The organism is Sphingomonas sp. FARSPH, from assembly GCF_003355005.1.
Lineage (GTDB): Bacteria > Pseudomonadota > Alphaproteobacteria > Sphingomonadales > Sphingomonadaceae > Sphingomonas.
This window is the reverse complement of the sequence record NZ_CP029986.1, coordinates 20,374-37,739: the sequence shown is the minus strand read 5'-3', so window position 1 is coordinate 37,739 and position 17,366 is coordinate 20,374. Positions and strand designations below refer to the sequence as shown.

The following is a 17,366-nucleotide window of genomic DNA, read 5'->3' as shown; positions in this document are numbered from 1 at the left end:
TAGCTTCAAGCAATCAGCCGACCTTTGACCCCGGTCAAAGTCGGTCGACGATGGGAGGATTAGCGGGAACGCATGTTGAGAACAGGATCGAACCTCATCCGGTGGGCTTTGCGCCTGCCTGCGTTGGCGCTACCCGCGCTGCTCGGTGGCTGCAACATGGTGGTCCTGGACCCGGCCGGCGACATCGCCGTCCAGCAGCGCGACCTCATCCTGTTCTCGACAGGTGTGATGCTGCTGATCATCGTGCCGGTCATGGTGCTGACGGTGGTGTTCGCCCGAAAGTACCGGCGGGGCAACGCCAACAAGACCTACGATCCGAAGTTCGACCATTCGACAACGCTCGAGCTGGTGATCTGGGCGTGCCCGCTCCTGATCATCATCGCGCTCAGCGCCGTGACCTGGACGAGCACGCACCTCCTCGATCCGTTCCGTCCGTTGGAGCGCCTCGGGCCGGGCCGGCCGATTCCTGCCGGCACCAAGCCGCTCGAGGTCCAGGCGATCGCGCTCGATTGGAAGTGGCTGTTCGTCTACCCTGACCTTGGTATCGCCACGGTGAACGAGCTGGCGCTCCCGGTCGACGTGCCCGTGCATTTCTCGATCACCTCGACCGACCAGTTCAACACCCTGTACGTGCCGACGCTCGCGGGCATGATCTACGCGATGCCGACGATGAAGTCCGAGCTGAACGCCGTCATCAACAAGCCGGTCACGAGCGAGGGCTATTCGGGCAACTATACAGGTCGGGGCTATTCGGACATGCGGTTCAAATTCTACGGCCAGACCCCGGCCGACTTCGACCGCTGGGTTTCGCGCATAAAGGCAGGCGGCCGCGCCCTTCAGACCGCCAACTATATCGATCTCGCCAAGCCCAGCGAGAAGGTGCCGGTGATGCGCTTCGCCTCCGTGCAGTCCGGCCTGTTCGACCGCATCGTCAACCGCTGCGTCGAGGCCGGCAAGCCCTGCATGATAGACGTGATGGCACGCGACATGGCGCGGGGCGGCGGCACCCCCGGCGATCATCGCATGGGCGCGGGGATGGCGCCGGGGCGTGGTGCTGCGCCGATCATGGGCGAAAAGCCGGTGCCGGCGCTTCAAAAGGCGCCTGAAGACAAGGGCTCGGGTCCGAACGTCACCAAACCCGAGCAGCCGGGTGCGCCAGGGCAGACCAGGCCCGGCGACCAGCGCAACCGCGACATGTCCGCGGTTTCCCCCCTCCCCGTCCCCGGCGCCACCCGCGCCGTGCGGGCCTGATCCCCCGCGAACGGAAGCACGATGTCTGACTCACTGCTCAAATCCGTCTTTGGTCGGCTGACCTGGGAATCATTCCCGTTCCATGAGCCGATCCTGCTCACCACCTTCATCGTCGTGTCCCTGCTCGGGCTCGGCATCGTGGGTGCCGTGACCAAGTACCGCCTCTGGGGTTATCTCTGGAGCGAGTGGTTCACGAGCGTCGATCACAAGAAGATCGGCATCATGTACATCATCCTCGGCATCGTCATGCTGCTGCGGGGCTTCTCGGACGCGCTCATGATGCGGGCGCAGCAGGCCGTCGCTTTCGGAGCCGACCAGGGCTACCTGCCGGCGCACCACTATGATCAGATCTTCACCGCGCACGGCACGATCATGATCTTCTTTGTCGCGATCCCGCTGGTGGTGGGCATCATCAACTTCGTGATGCCGCTCCAGATCGGCGCGCGTGACGTCGCCTTCCCTTTCCTCAACAATCTCAGCTTCTGGCTGACGGCCGCCGGCGCCGTGCTGGTGATGATCTCGCTGTTCGTCGGCGAGTTTGCTCGCACCGGCTGGCTGTCCTACGCGCCGCTTGCCGAGCTCGCCTACAGCCCCGATACCGGCGTCGACTATTACCTCTGGTCGCTGCAGATCGCGGGCGTGGGCACCACCCTGTCCGCCATCAACATGGTCGCGACCATCATCAAGATGCGCGCGCCGGGCATGACCTTGATGAAGATGCCGGTCTTCTGCTGGACCGCGCTGTGCAGCAACGTGCTGGCGATCGCCATCTTCCCGGCGCTGACCGCCGCCTTCTTCCTGCTGATGCTCGACCGCTATGTCGGCACCAACTTCTTCACCAACGAGCTCGGCGGCGCGCCGATGATGTACTGGAACATGGTGTGGATCTGGGGACACCCGGAGGTCTACGTCCTGGTCCTGCCGGCGTTCGGCATCTACTCCGAAATAACCGCCACCTTCTCGGGCAAGCCGCTCTTCGGTTACTCGTCGATGGTCTATGCGACGGTGGTCATCACGATCCTGTCCTATCTCGTCTGGCTGCACCACTTCTTCACGATGGGCGCAGGGCCGACCGTGAACAGCTTCTTCGGCATCGCCACCATGGTGATCTCGATCCCGACGGGCGCGAAGATCTTCAACTGGCTGTTCACCATGTACAAGGGTGACATCCGCTTCGAGCTGCCGATGCAATGGGTCGTCGCCTTCATGCTGACCTTCGTGGTCGGCGGCATGACCGGGGTGCTGCTCGCCATTCCTCCCGCCGACTTCGTGTTCCACAATTCGTTGTTCCTCGTCGCCCACTTCCACAACGTCATCATCGGCGGCGTCGTGTTCGCGCTGTTCGCGGGCATGACCTACTGGTTCCCCAAGGCGTTCGGCTTCAAGCTCGACGAGTTCTGGGGCAAGGTTGCCTTCTGGGGCTGGGTGATCGGCTACTGGGTCGCCTGGACGCCGATCTACGTGGTGGGCCTGATGGGCGAGCCGCGACGCGTGCACCACTTCGACGACATCAGCATCCAGCCCTATTTCGTGATCGCCGCGATCGGCGCGGTGATCATCCTGGTCGGTATCCTCGGCTTCGTGATGAGCATCGTGATCGGCTTCGTGAAGCGCAAGCAGCTCGCGGATGTGACGGGCGACCCGTGGAACGGCCGGACCCTGGAATGGTCGACCAGTTCGCCGCCCCCGGCCTACAACTTCGCGATCACGCCCGTCGTCCATGACCTCGATGCCTGGTATGACATGAAGGCACGAGGCTATGAGCGGCCGGCGGACGGCTTCCGCCCGATCCACATGCCGCGCAACACGGGCAGCGGCGTGATCCTTGCGGGCCTCGCTCTCGCGCTCGGCTTCGGCATGGTCTGGTACATGTGGTGGCTGGCTGCGCTCAGCTTCGCGGGGCTGCTCATCGTGGCCGTCGGTCACACCTTCAACTTCAAGCGCGACTACTTCATCCCCGCGGACGAAGTGACCCGCACAGAGAGCGAGCGGCGGCAGCTGCTCGCCGCCGGAGCCTGACATGACCGACCACGTACTTGGGCCTCGCCAGGCGAGCACGACCTGGCATCTCGCCGAACAGGAAGACCATGATCACGGCGGCAACGGCGCCACCGTGCTCGGCTTCTGGATCTACCTGATGAGCGACGCGCTCATCTTCGCCTCGCTGTTCGCGATGTTCGGGGTGGTGAGCACTAGCTACGCCGGTGGTCCCGTACCGCGCGAGATCTTCGACCTGAAGCTCGTCGCGTTGAACACCGCCTTCCTGCTCGCCTCCTCGATCACCTTCGGCGAGGCGATGCCGCACATGGAAGCGGGCCGCGTCGGGCCGACCCGCTTCTGGCTCGCGATCACCGGATTGCTCGGCCTCGCCTTCGTCGGCGTCGAACTCTACGAGTTCTCGCACCTCATCGCAGAGGGTGCAGGGCCGCAGCGCAGCGCCTTTCTGTCAGCTTTCTTCACACTGGTGGGCACGCATGGCGCCCATGTGACGGTGGGCCTGATCTGGATCGCCGCCTCGCTGGTCCAGATCGGTCAGCACGGCCTCATCCAGCCGATGAAGCGCCGGCTCATCTGCCTGTCGATGTTCTGGCACTTCCTCGACATCATCTGGATCGGGGTCTTCACCTTCGTCTATCTGTATGGAGTGATCCGTTGAGCACCGAAGCCTACGACGCCGCGCTCCACGCGCACGGCGACACGCACGGGCATGGCAGCCGGCTCGGCTACCGGATCGGGTCGCTGCTGGCGATCGTGCTCACCGTTGTCCCGTTCTGGCTGGTGATGTCACAGTCCGGCCCCGCACCCGGCTGGATCGCGGCGGTGATCTTTGCTCTCGCGCTGATCCAGATCGTCGTTCACGTGGTCTGCTTCCTTCACCTCGACACCCGGTCCGAGGGCGGTTGGACGCTTCTGGCGTTCCTGTTCACGGCCGTGATCGTCATCATCACAATTGGCGGATCGATCTGGGTCATGTTCCATCTCAACACAAACATGATGCCGATGCCTGGCGGGCAGATTGGACCGGTTCGCTAGCAGCGCGGGATTGCCCGGTGAGCGAGCTGCGCCGGTCCGCGAAAGGGCGATGGCTGCTGGCCGGCCTGGCCTTCGCCGGGCTCCTCCTGTTCACCGCTCTCGGCATCTGGCAGGTTGAGCGGCGCACGTGGAAGCTCGCCCTTATCGAGGCGGTGGATGAAAGGATCCACGCTCCTCCAGTCACGGCGCCGTCGTTGTCCGACTGGCGCCGACGGCCCGCATCAGATTGGCAGTATCGCCACGTCATGATCGTCGGGCGTTTCCAGCACGACCGCGAGACGCTGGTGCAGGCCGTGACCGAACAGGGTAACGGTTTCTGGGTTCTAACTCCCGTCGTGACACCCAATGGCGTCACCGTTCTCGTCAATCGAGGGTTCGTCCCACCTGAACGCGCAGATCGCCGGACCAGAGCGGCCGCGCTGCCACTCGGGCCTGCGCGCGTGGCGGGGCTCCTTCGCCTCAGCGAGCCGGGCGGTCGCGTCCTCAGACCGAACAGACCAGCGGAAGATCGGTGGTACTCGCGCGATGTTGCGGCGATCGCCGCTCGACGCGGCCTGACGGCTGTGATGCCGTACTTCATCGATGCAGACGCGACGCCGATCCCGGGCAGCTGGCCGTCAGGTGGCATGACCGTGGTGTCGTTTCCGAACAATCACCTCGTTTACGCACTCACCTGGTTCAGCTTGGCGATCCTCTGCGGCTACGCACTTGTGCTGGTTCGCCGGCGCTGAGGCTGGTCGAAGCTCATGCCGCCAGCTGACTAGCTCGTCGCGCAATCTGGATCGCTATTCGCCGATGACTTCGCTTTGTCGGCTGGAGATCAGGGTTCCCCGATGCAGCGCGGTCACCCGCTTCACCTGGGCAATGCTGCACCCCGCCAGCTCGGCGGTGCGCGCGATGCTCATGCCCGCGTGGCGTAGGCCGACGATGCGCTTGTGTAGTGCCGTGTCCGGCTTGCGGCCGTTATACCGCCCTGCCCGCCTGGCGATCTCGATCCCCTCGCGTTGACGCTCGCGCCGCGTCTCGTAATCGTCCCGCGCGGTCTGAAGCGCGACGCGTAGCAGCATGTCCTGCACTGCTTCGAGCACGATGCGCGCGACGCCCGCGCTGTCCGCGACAAGGTCGGACAGGTCGACGATCCCCGGTACCGCCAGGTGTACAGCGCCGCCGCGGCGAGCAGCGCGGCCGCGAAGCACGGCGCAGCCCGGCCAAGGGCGGCATGGAACTGCGCGAAGAACCCCACGACCAACGCGACCGACAGGCACAGCGCGGCAGAGAAGGGATCGAGGACCAGCCGGCCGACCGCCAGCGTCTCCGGCCCCTTGATCATGATGTCGGAATATTCGAAGCCGTTGCGCTTGAGCGAGCGGAGCAGCGCGTCGGTATAGTCGTCCATCTCGAAGCGATCGTGCTTCTTGAAGTCGGCGATCGTTTCCGGCTTCTGCTGGAGGATCACGAACCAGTCGCTGTTCTCGAGGGCGGCTATGGACCCGGCCGACTTGTAGTAGTCGTTGAGCGACTGCGTGGCCGTCACCAACGAGGCGCCATACTTGCGGCACGTGCGGGCGTAGGTTTCGATGAAATCGGCCATCGCCCCACCGCGAAGCATCTGCCAGGCCTCGTCCAGGAGCAGCGCCTTGGGAATCGAGCGGTCGACCTTCCGCATCATCTGCTGCGACATGAACATGATCGCGGTCAGGACGACGCTGCGCAGTTCCTCGCGCGAGGACAGGTCGGACAGCTCGAACACCGTGAGCTGTGCCTGCAGCTCGAACGAGACCTCGCCCTGGAAGAATTTACCGTAGGTGCCCGCGCTCGAGAACGGCATCATCGCGATGGCGAGATGCGAGGCGAGCTCGTTGCCAGTCTCGTTGAGCGCGGCGATCCCCTCCCCGCTCAGCTGCTGGATGGCGAAGGCTGCCTGGGCATGGACGAACCAGTCATCACGGATGAACAAGCGTTCGATCCCCTGCGACCTCAGGTCCCTGGCGAAGAGCTCATGGCCATCTTCGGCCGCCTTGAACCAGGGATCGGAATGTTCGTGGAATACGGGTCCTGGGTAGCGGACATGGTCTCCGTGCTCGAACGCCCGGCGCTGATGGTCGAAGTGCTCCTGTGGCAGGATCCCGATCCGCAGTGCCTGGCGTGCGACCACGCGACCGCTGGCGGCAAGCTTGGCATCCTCGCTTGCGGTCAGTTCCTCGAGCCGGCTCATCCACGCGGTCTCGTCGACAAACCTGCTGCGCAGCATCCCCGGATCGATCGGCAGATTGCGCGCGCCCGACCGGATCAGATAGCCGCCGTAAAGCCGGTTCATGAACGGCGCGCCGGCGTGCCGCGGGATCTGGATGTCGAGGATGAACCCCTCCTCAAGGTGGATCGGCACGACCTGCACGTCCAAGGGAACGGCCGTGATACCGTCCTGGATCACCGTCTGGAGGCGCAGCGCCGTCTCGTCCGGATCGCCCGAAATCGGGCGGAAGCTCTCGAAGCGGCCGCCCTTCTCCTCGACGCCGACGATGATGCGGGCAGGGCCTCGGCTCAAAAACGCGACCACATCGTCCAGCAGCGGGATCTTCGCCTCCGGCTTGTCGAGGTTCACTTCCCGCTTGAAATCGAGCTCCTGCCCTTCCTGAAGGCTGCCCGCGGCAATCTCGGAGACGGTTATCGGGTCGAGCGTGCGACGACGCCGTTCCGGCTTGGCTGGTTCCGTCACGGTGATCCTGACCATCGCTCAACGGCTCTCCTGAAAGCGGCGTGCGAGGCGCGCCGACGCCCCGCTCTTGGCGGCGAGCCGCGCGCCGTAGCGCATGACGGTCTTGGGGTCGCGCCAGCGATAGGCTTGCATGATCGCGGGCAGGCTCTCGCCAGCGGCGAAATTGTCCTGCGCGACCCCGACCCTGATCGAGTGGCTGGAGACAGCCGCCACCCAGCGCTCCAGCTCGGCTTCGCTCATTGTGCCGAGCAGCTTCTTGTCGAACGCCGCGCGAATGAGGCGGCGGTAGATCAGGGTGATCGTGTTCGGGTGAAGAGCCCCCTCCCCCACCGACCGAACCCCTCCGTCGAAATAGGTCTCGACCCGCCGGAAAAGCGGCCCGGTCTTTATCCCTCCTGCCTGCCGCCACTCCTCGATCGCCTGCATGGTCGCCGGTGACAGATAGGCGAGCGCGCCGGCCCGTTCGCGGTCGGTCTTGCTCGTGCCTATGAACAGGGTTCCGGATCCATCGGGGTCGGGCCCCTCGATCGCCTCGCACAGGATCGCGACCAGCTCGGAGCGGCGGCAGCCGCTGTCGTACGCCACGCGCAGGAGCGCGCGATCGCGCGCGCCCAGCATGTCGCGCCGGGAGGCCTTGAGCAGATGGGCGAGACAGATTCCGGTCGCCGGGTCGTCGAGGTCGCTCACCTCACCCTTGAACCGGATACCCCGCGCCTGCCGCTGTCGCGTTCCCAGAAGCTTGCGCAAGCCCTTGAGCTCGAGCCGCACCAGCGGCGCCGCGGTTGGGTCCTCGAGCCCGGCCATGCGGTAGGCCCAGCCTATATTCACCAGATAGCGCTCGATCGTCGCGGGCGCCCGCCGCTTCAGCGGATTGCGCGGATCCTGTTCGACTCCCGACAGAGCCCGCAGATAGGCAGCGACCGCATCAGCGTCGGCCCGGGCGGTCGTCAGGCCACGCCGCCGGCACCACTGATCCCAGATTCTCAGGTCCGACAGGAAGGCGCGGATCGTGTTGACCGACCAGGCCCGGGCGGCGGCTGCGACCAACTGGGGGTCGGCAAGCCGCCGCGCCGGCGCGAGCGCCTCGACCTGCGCAACGACCTCGCTGATCGGCGCCGTCTCGGCACGAACCAGGCCAGGCTCAGCCATGGCTACGCGCGAAGCGCAGGGTCTCGTCGGTGCGAACGAGCTGCACGGCCCGCCAGGGGGCGGAGGCGGGCGCGTGCCGCGCCTTGATGGCACCGGCCCGCTCGAGATAGCAGATGGCGCTGTTCATCCGGCGCGGCTCCCATCCCAGCGTTTCGGCGAGCTGCCGGGTGTCGACGGCCCGCTCCTCGCCTGTCACCATCCGGTTGGCGAGCGTGCGCGCGTCCTCGCTTGGGCTGAAGGGCATGAACGCCTCGTCGAAGTCCACAAACAGCGCCGGTTGCGGGGCATAGTGCCCGCTGATGTTCATCTCGCGCAGGTAACCGGCGTCCTTGAGGTCGAGCAGCCCGATCCGCAGGTCATCGGCAGCGATGCCGAGAGCCGCCGGCAGATCGGCGAGGGTCACGATGGGGTCGACGGCCGTCGCGTTCGCGCTGGTCTCCACAATGTGCTTGCCGATCGCGATCGCGGCGGGGGACCAGCCTTCGAGCCCACTCGGAGCCTTCTGCACGTAACGCGGCGCGTCCCCGAGTGGTGGCTTGCGGCTCACACCATGCAGCCGGTCCACCAGGCCCTTGAGGTCCGCCTCACTGGCGGGATCGATCTTGAGGAACAGCATCGCCTGGAGGAAGGGCGAGAGCTTCGCGGGATCGAGGTCGACGACCAGCGGCACGAACCGGCTCTTGCCGCCGACCTGCTGGACGAGGCCGACGTCGATCTCCTTGGCCACCCATGGCTTGGTGATCGACGTCTCGGTCAACACCACGACGAAGTGGGTCATCGCGCCGAGGCCCTCCTCCATCTTCTGCCGCAGGCTGTCGCCGGGCTCGATCTCCCACTCGTCGAACCAGAGGTCGACGCCGTTCGCCATGAGATACTCGGCGACTGGACGGACCCGGTCCTTGTCCTCGCTGGCGTGGGCCAGATAGATTTTCGGGTGCTTTGCCCCGTCGGCGGCATTCATGACCTGAACATCTCCCGGGTCGACACCCAGACGCTTTTCGAGAAGACGCGCGAAGGCGGGCGACCCGGTCGTGCGGATCGCAACCCTGTTCCCCGACAATCGATCGACGAACACATTGGCGTGACTACCAGTCTCGGGATCGACGATCGAGGCAGCGGCGCCCCTCGCCTTCTCCTCGAGCGCCTGCATCCCGAGCTCGATCGCCTTGGCTTCAATGTCCGCGGCAAACTTGCGGGCGTCGAACGGCCTTCCATTGTGGGTCAACTTGATCATCCGCTGTTGCGCTGAACGTAGCGGCGCAGCTGGACCAGATCCTCGTCGGCAAGCAGGATGCCCATGGTGGGATAGTTGTCCTGGAGCGACTTGCGGACGCGGCCGTCGTGAACGCACGGGATCAGCAGGGCAAAGGCAGGATTGAAGCGGCGACGTTCCCAGCCCGCCGCCTCCTCGAGCTTCGCGGCGTTCCCGCCAAGGTCCGGCTTCTCCAGCAGCAGCCGCGCGAGCACGACCGAGTCCTCGACCGGATCATGTCCGGTGATCGCCGGGTCGCTGGCGATGAACAGCTCCACGGTGGTGCGCACCCGCGGCAGGTGCGGACCCAGCACGTGCGAGAGCGTGACGAGGCGATCCGCTTCCAGCTCGGCCAGCGCCGTCCCCAACGTCTTCCGGGTCTCGCCCGGGAACGCCTCGAGCAACGCATCGTCGAAGTGCGTCGGCAAACCCTTGGCGCTATGCTCGGCCATGTGGCGGCCGAGCCGCTGCGCAAGGTCACTCAGATGCTCGTACACGCCTCGTCTTCCCTGTTACGCCCCGGTGTCGAGGCCCGCCGGCGTACGGACAGCCGGCTCCTAATCCTTACCGGCATATAGAAGCTTCAACAATGGGGTGTTGATAAGGGTCCATTATCAACACTGTGCGTACCGACACGCTAGACCAAACACTGCCCTTGCGTCTACTATCTGCCCGATGGCCGTACCCGTTCCCGATCTTTCGATACCCAGCTGGACGGGCTCGCTCGCGCACGAACTCGAGACCACAGCAGCCGCCGTCGCCAGCCTGGATGCATGGATTTCCGCCACGAGCTGCCGATCCGCCTGGGTGCGCCGGGCCGCGTGGAGCGGCTATGCCGAAGCGCTGCATGGACAAGGAGCAGAAATCGACGAAATCGACATTTTCGGCCAGGCCTGCGGGCTTCCCTTGCCCTCCCGGACGCGGCAGCCGACCGTCGGCGACGACCTGTCCCAGCTCACAGAATGGCAAGCGAACCTTCGCGTGACCCCCCGTCGCCACTGGCGGGAGGCCCTGCCCTTCACGTTCGATCCCCCTTCCGACTGGGGCACAAGGCCGGTGCTGTTGCGCGCGCTCGAGCTGACCGCCCGCCACGCGCGGGCCGATCGCACCAGCGCCCCCTGGCTCGCGATGCCGATGCTCCTCAACGAGCTTGGCGCGACACGCAACACGCTGCCCAATCTGGTATGCGCCGACAAAGCACTGCGGCTGCAGCCCGGCGATCGTGAGGCGATCGTGAGGCGTTACCTGAAGCAGCTGCGCCGCGCCGCCGAAACCGGCCTGCAGCGGCTCAAGGCGATCGAAGAAGACCGCCTGCGCGCGGCCGATGCCCTATCGCGCGCGCGCCGGCCTGGCTCGCTCTTGCGGGTCCTCGCGCTCGCCCAGGTCCAGCCGGTGCTGAGCCCCCGTGCCGTGGCGATCCGGCTTCGGCTGACCATCTCCGGAGCCGGCAAGCTGCTGGCGCGCGCCGCAGCCTCCGGCCTGCTTGTCGAGGTGAGCGGGCGCCAGAGCTGGCGTGCCTACCTCCCCCCGGACCTTGCCCAGTCCTTCGGCTTCGTGCCGGCCCGCCGGGGGCGTCCGCTCGCCCCTCCCCCGCCGAGGCCGCCGCTCGATGCGGTGCTGTCCGACTTCGATGCCGAGATGCGTGCGATCGACGAGCGCCTCGCACGCCTGGGGCTCAGCACCACCGAAGGCGGGTGAGACGGATCCATGTCCGGTCAACTCGCCGGCCAGAAGCGATCCAGAATCTCGCCAAGCGCCTGCTCCGCATCGGCGCGGCTCGCGCCCGTCTTGGGAAGCAAGGTCAGGGTCACTCCGGCTCGGCCGTGGCCGTTGACGCGGAGGATCTCTGTCCCGCCACTCGTCTTGACGGTGCTCGACACCTTTCCTATCCTCTTGGGGGAGCCTGTCTTCTTGGGGGCTTCGGCGGCCGCGGCGAGCATCCGCACCACGTCTGCGGGGGCTTGCGGAACCGATTCCCCGCTCGCGCGCGCGTCTGCGATCCGGCGCCCTTCGGCGAGCACGCGCGAACGGCGATCCTCGGGCTTCAAAAGCGGCTTGATCTGCGTCACGTGCTTGATGCCGAGGTCATGAGGCGACGCGAACGCGGCGATGATCTCGGCCGGCAGGCGCGCCATGTCGAGATAGCGGCTGAGCCAGCTCGCCGTGACGTTGATGCGCTCCGCCATCTCCTGCTGCTTCCCGCCGTAATAGGCGTCCAGGGCGCGGAGATAGTCGCGAGCCCGCTCGAAGTCCGAGATATCTTCGCGCGCGCGGTTCTCGATATCGGATAGCCGGAAAGCCTCCTCGTCGGTGAGTTCGCGGATTTCGACGAGAAAGCGGAACTCGGGATAGTTGTGGCTGCGCAGCCAACTCACCGACCAGTGCCGCCGCGCGCCCGAGATCACCTCGAAGTCGTGATCAGGATCGTCCCGGACACGGTGTACCAGCGCCGGCATCTCCTGCTTGCCCTGCGCCTTGAGACTGTCGATCAGGTCGCGGCAACGCTCCTCTGAGAGTGCGGCATAGTCGCGGTTGTGCCCGTGCCACATCCGGCACCGGGCGGGGTCGACCAGCTCGGTCGCGCGGTTGACGAGCGCGCCGGTGGCCAGTTCAGCAAGTCGCGTGCTGCGTCCGGCGAGCACACCCATGCCAAGCCGTGACGGCCGCGCTGGCGGATCATCCGGGGCCTCGATCGCACCGGCCAGATTAGCCGCAAAACTACGGTTTTTCGCGCTCATGGTGCCTCTCCTTCACCCGAAATTGCACCGGTGCAATTTCCATCCGCGCTCATGCCAGTCCCTCCCGCCGCAGGCGGCCTTCGTGGCTCGGCCACATCGATCGGATATCCGTCTCGATCTCGGAATTCACGCCGTCGAGATACGTCAGACACCGGTCGCGCACAGACCTGCTCGTCGTCGGGCCCTCCAGTTCATAGACCGTCATCAACCGCGCGCTGGCGTTGTCGATCTCTGCCGAATCCTTAAGCGGCGTGCGAACCAGCGCATTGCCGTAGAGCTGCCCCATCAGTCCCATCAGCTCGCGCTGCATGGATTTGTTCTCGTCCACCTTCGACGCCACGAAGCGGAGGAAGGCGAGATCGGTGTTCATGCCGTGCTCAAGGAGAACCTGCATCGTCTCATCGAGCATCGCGAGATAAGCGGCGGTCGAAGAGAAATCCATGACGGTGGGGGGCACCGGCACGACCAGAGCGTTGGCGGCCCGCAGCACCGAAAGCGAGATCGCGCTAAGCGCCGGGGGCGGATCGATCGCAACCACGTCGTAGCGGTCCGCAACCGAAGCGATGCCCTGTTGCAGCCGATCCAGCAGGGTCCCCTGCCCCCGCGCCATTCTGGCCGCGAGTTCGTACTCCGACTGGAAAAGCCGCAGATTGGCCGGAATTAGGTCGAGACCGTCGAAATGCGTGGCGCGAATGGCATATTCGAGGCTGACCAGCTCGTCCTGTCGCAGGAACGGATAGAGCGTGTTCTCCTCCTGAAGGTCGAGGTCAGGGACGTAGCCGAACAAGGTCGTTGCCGACGCCTGGCTGTCGCAGTCGATCAGGAGCACCCGGTAGCCCCGGATCGCCAGGAACTGGGCCAAATGCACCGAAATCGTCGACTTGCCCACTCCGCCCTTGAAGTTCTGGACGGCAACCACGGCGCAGGGATCGTCCGCCGCGCGCCAGGGGCGCGTGCCGAACACCCCGCGCATGTCGTTCAGCTGTGCCAGCGTATAACCGACCCTGCGGTTCGTCTCGGTGCGCCCTGGTTCAGGCAGGCGACCATCCTTCTCAGCCTAGCGTATCGCCGCCGGCGTACGTCCCACCAGATCAGCCGCCTTTCCGATCGTGAAGATCGGTTCGCGTCGCTCGTCGGCACGCTTGCTCTGCGCGCCATCCCGCAGCTTCTCAAGGATGTTCGAGCATCGCTCGGCGAGCGCGCTGATTCGGGTCTGATCCGGTCTAACCCGCGCAATTGCGGTCGCCATAGGCCGTCCTTTCGCTAGGAGAGCATGGCATGCCCCATTTGCACTTTTCCGTCAACGGTAGGCCACATTTCGAAAACAGGACTGCCCGACTGCGGGGAGTGCTGCTCGCCTGACCCCTTGGGGGCTATGCGCCACCCGTCTAGATCGAAATTGCACCGGTGCAATTTCAGCTCGGCCGGCCCTTTCGCGCGACATAGCTCTCGCAAAAACCCTGCCACGACTTCTGCAGCTTGGCGCCGCTCAGCTTGGCAAGGCGATCGCCCATATGCCCGCGATAAGCCTCGGCAATGAGATCCACGTCCCATCCCCCGCCATGGGAGCGACCGATCGCCAGGAACTCCTCGGCTCCCGACCAACGCAGCGAGCCGGAAGGGAAGCTTGCGAACTTCGCGCGCGGCCGCTCCGCGTCGGCCGACCTCATCCGCCCCGCGGCCTGACGCATCAGGTCCGAGACGGCAGCCGGCCGCGCGTTCGAGCCAGCGTCATTCGCTTGGCCGGCCGCACCACCAGTTTCGTCCGTCGCTATCCCCACGACGACAGGCAGCCGGACCTGGGGCTGACCTGGCGCGGCGGCTCAGCGACCGCGATTGTCTCGACCGCACCCTCGCGGCGCGCGCGCCGGCCCGCCGAGTGCCGCTCCAGCCCTTCCACCGTCCCGATCTGCGCGGGTGCGTCCTATGCCTCGAAACGGAACTCGACTTCGGCCACGGCTCTCCCCTGCCGCGTCTCCTTCCACTCAACCCGGAAGTGCGCGAGCTGGTCGATCTCACTCTTCGCCGTCTGAAACACCTTGCGGCGCAATTGCGCGAAATCCTTATATACGTCCGGAGCTATGCCGAGTGCAGCGCGAAGCGCAGTGATATCGCAGCGCCAGGTCGGCTGTCGCCGGTGGATACGCAGCGCGCCGATCTCGTAAAGCTTAAGGGCGTAGCTCGATCGGAACCCGAGCACGGCCTGTCTATTCAGGACCGCGTATGTTTCCGACTCCTGAATTAGCTTGCGTGCGTCTGCAGTGAACTCCCATTCGATCCAACCGCTCTCCACGCCGCCACTCCGCGCGTAGACTAAGATATAGTCGTGATCCTCCGAGAAGTGGCGAGCTGTTGACTTAGGTGAGTAGTTCTTGCGCCAGATCATAGTAGACAGAAAAGAGGCGCGCCCGAACACCTCGTCCATGATGACTTTCAGGTAGTGCCCCTCATTGTCGTCGATCGACACCCAAATGCTGCCGTCCTCGTTCAGCAGCTCGCGCAGCAGCTCCAGCCGCGGCCAGATCATCGCCAGCCATTGGCTGTGCTCCAGATTTTCGTCGTAATGCTCGAACGCGCTGCGGGTATTGTATGGCGGATCGATATAGATGCACTTCAGTTGCCCGCGATAATAGGGCAGCAGGCTCTTGAGCGCCTCCAGATTGTCTCCGTGGATCAGCATGTTGCCGCTGCCGGGCGCACCCGCGGAAAGCGCTGCGTCGCGCTCCAGCAGGCGGTACGGTACGGCATCGGCCGCCTTCACGTCGCGGTCGCGTGTTAGCCAGTGCAGGATCGGCATTGTTTCCCCTTCAGCCGCTTCCTTGCCGTCCTGAATGAAATCTGGCAAGGTCGCGCGTGAAAAGGTTCAAGGGGCTTTGTCTTGGCGCAGGATGGTGCAGTGCTGACGCAGATCGGCGACCTAGCCGATGCCGGCGAGCGGATGATCGAGCGCCTCCGACGCAAGGCGTTTCTGCCCGAGAGCCGCAAGGGCCTCAATGTGCGCTTCGGCATCGCCGAGGCGGCGCAGTTGCTCGGCTGCTCCACCAACCGCATCCGCATGGCGGAGGATGACGGGCGGCTCCCCCCTGCCCCGGCTTCCGAAAGCGGACGCCGGCTGGGCTACACGGTCGAGGAAATGCTGCGGATGCGCGAGGTGCTGGGCGCCTCCCCTGTCCGCGCGCCGCTCGACGTGCCGGCGATCATCGCGGTGCAGAACTTCAAGGGCGGCGTCGGCAAGTCGACCGTTACCACGCACCTCGCGCACTATTTCGCGGTGCAGGGCTATCGCGTGCTGGTGGTCGATTGCGACAGCCAGGCGACGACGACGACGCTGTTCGGCTTCAACCCGCACTTCAACATCAAGCGCGACGAGACGCTCTACCCCTATCTCTCGATCGACCCGACCCAGGCGGACCTGCTCTACGCGGTGAAGCGGACGCCATGGCCGAACGTGGACCTGATCCCGTCCAACCTCGAGCTGTTCGACGTGGAGTATGAGCTCGCCGCGGCGGGCAGCGACGGCGGATCGGTACTGGCGGCACGCTTCCGTAAGCTGAAGCGCGGTTTGTCGGATCTCGCGCGCGACTATGACATCGTTCTGCTCGACCCGCCCCCTGCCCTCGGCACGATCAGCCTGGCAGTGATGCAGGCGGCAAACGCTCTGCTGGTGCCGCTGGCGGCGACGACGCCGGATTTCTGCTCGACCGTGCAGTTCCTGTCGATGATGGATCAGGTGCTGCACCAGCTGACCGGGGCCGGCATCGAGGTCGATTACCAATTTGTCCGGCTGATCTGCTCCAAGTTCGACGGCAACGATCCCAGCCACGCCATGGTGCGCGCGATCATGGAGCAGAGCTTCGGCCCTGCCCTCCTTCCCGTTCCGATCCTAGAGTCGGCCGAGATCAGCCACGCGGCGATGCGAATGATGACCGTGTATGAGCTGGAAAAGCCGATCGGCACGCCCAAGACGCACAAGCGCAGCCGCGCCAATCTGGACGAGGCGCTTAGGCAGGTGGAGCAGCTGGTCCGCCAGGGCTGGGGGCGGGTCGAACCGGCTAGCGAGGAGGCGGTTATTCATGCCGCGGCCTAACCTTTCCTATTGCACAATGTCCTGCTTACGTTCTGCGAGGGAGGTGCGGCATGGCGCGTAAGCAATCGGACTATCTGGCGGCGCTGCTCGCGGACGACACGGCCGAGCGAGGCGAGGCCCCCTCCCCTGCAGCAGCGCGCGAGGCTCAACCGGAGCGCCCACGGGCCACTACGCTGCTTGGTCGCGAGTCTGCGCTTGCGCGCGTCGCGAGCGGCGAGGTGCGGCAGGTCACGCAACTCCTTCTCGATCCCGCCCGCGTGCGCATCTGGCCCGGCAACGCTCGCACGTACGCGCACCTCTCAGAGGAGAATTGCCGCGAGCTGATCGACTCGATCGTCGCCGAGGGAGGGCAGAAGGTGCCCGCGGTGGTACGGCGCGTCGACGGCGATGCCGATTATGAGTTCGAAGTGATCGCCGGCACGCGGCGGCACTGGTCGATCAGCTGGCTGCGCTCGCACAGTTATCCTGACATGCAGTTCGTGGCACAGGTCGCCAGCCTCGACGACGAGGCCGCGTTCCGGCTCGCGGATCTCGAGAACCGCGCGCGCGCCGACGTGTCCGACCTGGAGCGGGCGCGCAATTACCTCGACGCGCTGAAGGCACACTACGGCAACCACCAGACGCGGATGGCCGAGCGGCTGAAGCTCTCAAAGGGCTGGCTGTCCAAGATGCTCAAGGTCGCAACGATCCCCGAGGTGGTGATCTCAGCTTTCGCGTCCCCGGGCGACGTGCAGCTGAAGCCGGCCTATTCGCTCGCCCAGGCGCTCGACGACAAGAATACGGGCAAGGCGATCACCGCCATGGCGCGGCAGGTCGCCAAGGAACAGGCGGCGCGGCGCGAAGCGGGTGACCTTCCCTACCCTGCCGCGGACGTGCTGCGGCGGCTGCTCGACGCGCCGAAGCTCATGGCGGGCGAGGAGAAGCCAGAGCCGTACCGCTACGCCACCAAGTACGGTCGCACGGCCCTGACGGTGCAATCGGCCAACCGGCAGGGCGTGACGATCCGCTTGCACGCGGGATCGGGCGCCGACACGGACGAGCTTGTGACCGCCTTGCGCGACGCGCTCGCCCACCTCGAGGCAACCGGGAAGGGACTCCAGCGCTGATGTTTCCCCGGGGAAACACGCAGGGGCAGAGCAT

Annotated in this window: 14 protein-coding genes and 4 pseudogenes; 8 read left to right on the top strand and 10 right to left on the bottom strand. The window is 65.5% G+C overall.

Annotated elements, in window-relative coordinates; genetic code table 11:
• Nucleotides 1-156: 156 nt before the first annotated feature.
• Genes cyoA through DM480_RS15990 form a run of 5 tightly spaced genes read left to right on the top strand, consistent with a single transcriptional unit; the run spans nucleotide 157 to nucleotide 5,015 of the window.
• Nucleotides 157-1,251 (top strand): ubiquinol oxidase subunit II, encoded by a 1,095-nt coding sequence (gene cyoA / locus DM480_RS16010; protein ID WP_232834236.1) that lies wholly within the window; start codon nucleotides 157-159, stop codon nucleotides 1,249-1,251.
• A gap of 21 nt (nucleotides 1,252-1,272) precedes the next feature.
• Nucleotides 1,273-3,270, top strand: a complete 1,998-nt coding sequence (gene cyoB, locus DM480_RS16005; protein WP_115381557.1) for a cytochrome o ubiquinol oxidase subunit I — start codon at nucleotides 1,273-1,275, stop codon at nucleotides 3,268-3,270.
• Between the two features lies 1 nt (nucleotide 3,271).
• On the top strand, nucleotides 3,272-3,907 hold the full coding sequence (cyoC, locus tag DM480_RS16000; RefSeq protein WP_115381555.1) for a cytochrome o ubiquinol oxidase subunit III: 636 nt from the start codon (nucleotides 3,272-3,274) through the stop codon (nucleotides 3,905-3,907).
• Nucleotides 3,904-4,284 (top strand): cytochrome o ubiquinol oxidase subunit IV, encoded by a 381-nt coding sequence (gene cyoD, locus DM480_RS15995; RefSeq protein WP_157968816.1) that lies wholly within the window; start codon nucleotides 3,904-3,906, stop codon nucleotides 4,282-4,284. Before cyoC ends, cyoD begins: the two co-directional genes overlap by 4 nt.
• 17 nt (nucleotides 4,285-4,301) lie before the next feature.
• Nucleotides 4,302-5,015 carry an SURF1 family protein gene (locus tag DM480_RS15990; RefSeq protein ID WP_115381551.1) on the top strand — a complete coding sequence of 238 codons (714 nt, stop codon included), beginning with the start codon at nucleotides 4,302-4,304 and terminating at the stop codon, nucleotides 5,013-5,015.
• Nucleotides 5,016-5,069: 54 nt separating this feature from the next.
• Here the strand turns inward: DM480_RS15990 and DM480_RS15985 are convergent.
• The 6 genes and pseudogenes from DM480_RS15985 to DM480_RS15965 form a co-directional block, all read right to left on the bottom strand.
• A pseudogene (locus DM480_RS15985) lies at nucleotides 5,070-5,456 on the bottom strand (helix-turn-helix domain-containing protein); the annotation flags it as partial.
• A 92-nt stretch (nucleotides 5,457-5,548) separates the two neighbouring features.
• A pseudogene (locus DM480_RS18345) lies at nucleotides 5,549-6,169 on the bottom strand (TraG/VirB4 family ATPase); the annotation flags it as partial.
• A gap of 435 nt (nucleotides 6,170-6,604) precedes the next feature.
• A pseudogene (locus DM480_RS18340) lies at nucleotides 6,605-7,015 on the bottom strand (AlbA family DNA-binding domain-containing protein); the annotation flags it as partial.
• Nucleotides 7,016-7,018: 3 nt separating this feature from the next.
• Nucleotides 7,019-8,149 carry a tyrosine-type recombinase/integrase gene (locus DM480_RS15975; protein ID WP_115381547.1) on the bottom strand — a complete coding sequence of 377 codons (1,131 nt, stop codon included), beginning with the start codon at nucleotides 8,147-8,149 and terminating at the stop codon, nucleotides 7,019-7,021.
• Nucleotides 8,142-9,383: a toll/interleukin-1 receptor domain-containing protein gene (locus tag DM480_RS15970; RefSeq protein ID WP_115381545.1), complete on the bottom strand. Its 1,242-nt coding sequence runs from the start codon at nucleotides 9,381-9,383 to the stop codon at nucleotides 8,142-8,144. The genes DM480_RS15975 and DM480_RS15970 overlap by 8 nt, the downstream gene beginning before the upstream one ends.
• Complete coding sequence (locus DM480_RS15965; protein WP_115381543.1) at nucleotides 9,380-9,898, bottom strand: hypothetical protein; 519 nt, start codon at nucleotides 9,896-9,898, stop codon at nucleotides 9,380-9,382. The genes DM480_RS15970 and DM480_RS15965 overlap by 4 nt, the downstream gene beginning before the upstream one ends.
• Before the next feature lie 178 nt (nucleotides 9,899-10,076).
• On the opposite strand from DM480_RS15965, the gene DM480_RS15960 reads away from it, so the two are divergent.
• Complete coding sequence (locus DM480_RS15960) at nucleotides 10,077-11,099, top strand: hypothetical protein (RefSeq protein ID WP_115381541.1); 1,023 nt, start codon at nucleotides 10,077-10,079, stop codon at nucleotides 11,097-11,099.
• A gap of 17 nt (nucleotides 11,100-11,116) precedes the next feature.
• On the opposite strand, the gene DM480_RS15955 is transcribed toward DM480_RS15960, so the two are convergent.
• The 4 genes and pseudogenes from DM480_RS15955 to DM480_RS18890 all read right to left on the bottom strand — a co-directional run bounded on the left by DM480_RS15955 (nucleotide 11,117) and on the right by DM480_RS18890 (nucleotide 14,936).
• Nucleotides 11,117-12,139 (bottom strand): ParB/RepB/Spo0J family partition protein, encoded by a 1,023-nt coding sequence (locus DM480_RS15955; protein ID WP_115381539.1) that lies wholly within the window; start codon nucleotides 12,137-12,139, stop codon nucleotides 11,117-11,119.
• Nucleotides 12,140-12,188: 49 nt separating this feature from the next.
• A pseudogene (locus tag DM480_RS15950) lies at nucleotides 12,189-13,388 on the bottom strand (AAA family ATPase).
• 166 nt (nucleotides 13,389-13,554) lie between these two features.
• Nucleotides 13,555-13,830, bottom strand: a complete 276-nt coding sequence (locus DM480_RS18895) for a hypothetical protein (protein WP_443026407.1) — start codon at nucleotides 13,828-13,830, stop codon at nucleotides 13,555-13,557.
• 233 nt (nucleotides 13,831-14,063) lie between these two features.
• Entirely contained in the window at nucleotides 14,064-14,936 is an 873-nt protein-coding gene (locus tag DM480_RS18890) for a DNA methyltransferase (RefSeq protein WP_443026406.1), read from the bottom strand.
• Between the two features lie 141 nt (nucleotides 14,937-15,077).
• Here DM480_RS18890 and DM480_RS15940 point away from each other — a divergent pair, with 141 nt between their 5' ends.
• Both DM480_RS15940 and DM480_RS15935 read left to right on the top strand, forming a co-directional pair.
• Nucleotides 15,078-16,226: an AAA family ATPase gene (locus tag DM480_RS15940; RefSeq protein ID WP_115381754.1), complete on the top strand. Its 1,149-nt coding sequence runs from the start codon at nucleotides 15,078-15,080 to the stop codon at nucleotides 16,224-16,226.
• 50 nt (nucleotides 16,227-16,276) lie between these two features.
• Nucleotides 16,277-17,332, top strand: a complete 1,056-nt coding sequence (locus DM480_RS15935) for a ParB/RepB/Spo0J family partition protein (RefSeq protein WP_115381537.1) — start codon at nucleotides 16,277-16,279, stop codon at nucleotides 17,330-17,332.
• Nucleotides 17,333-17,366: the final 34 nt, after the last annotated feature.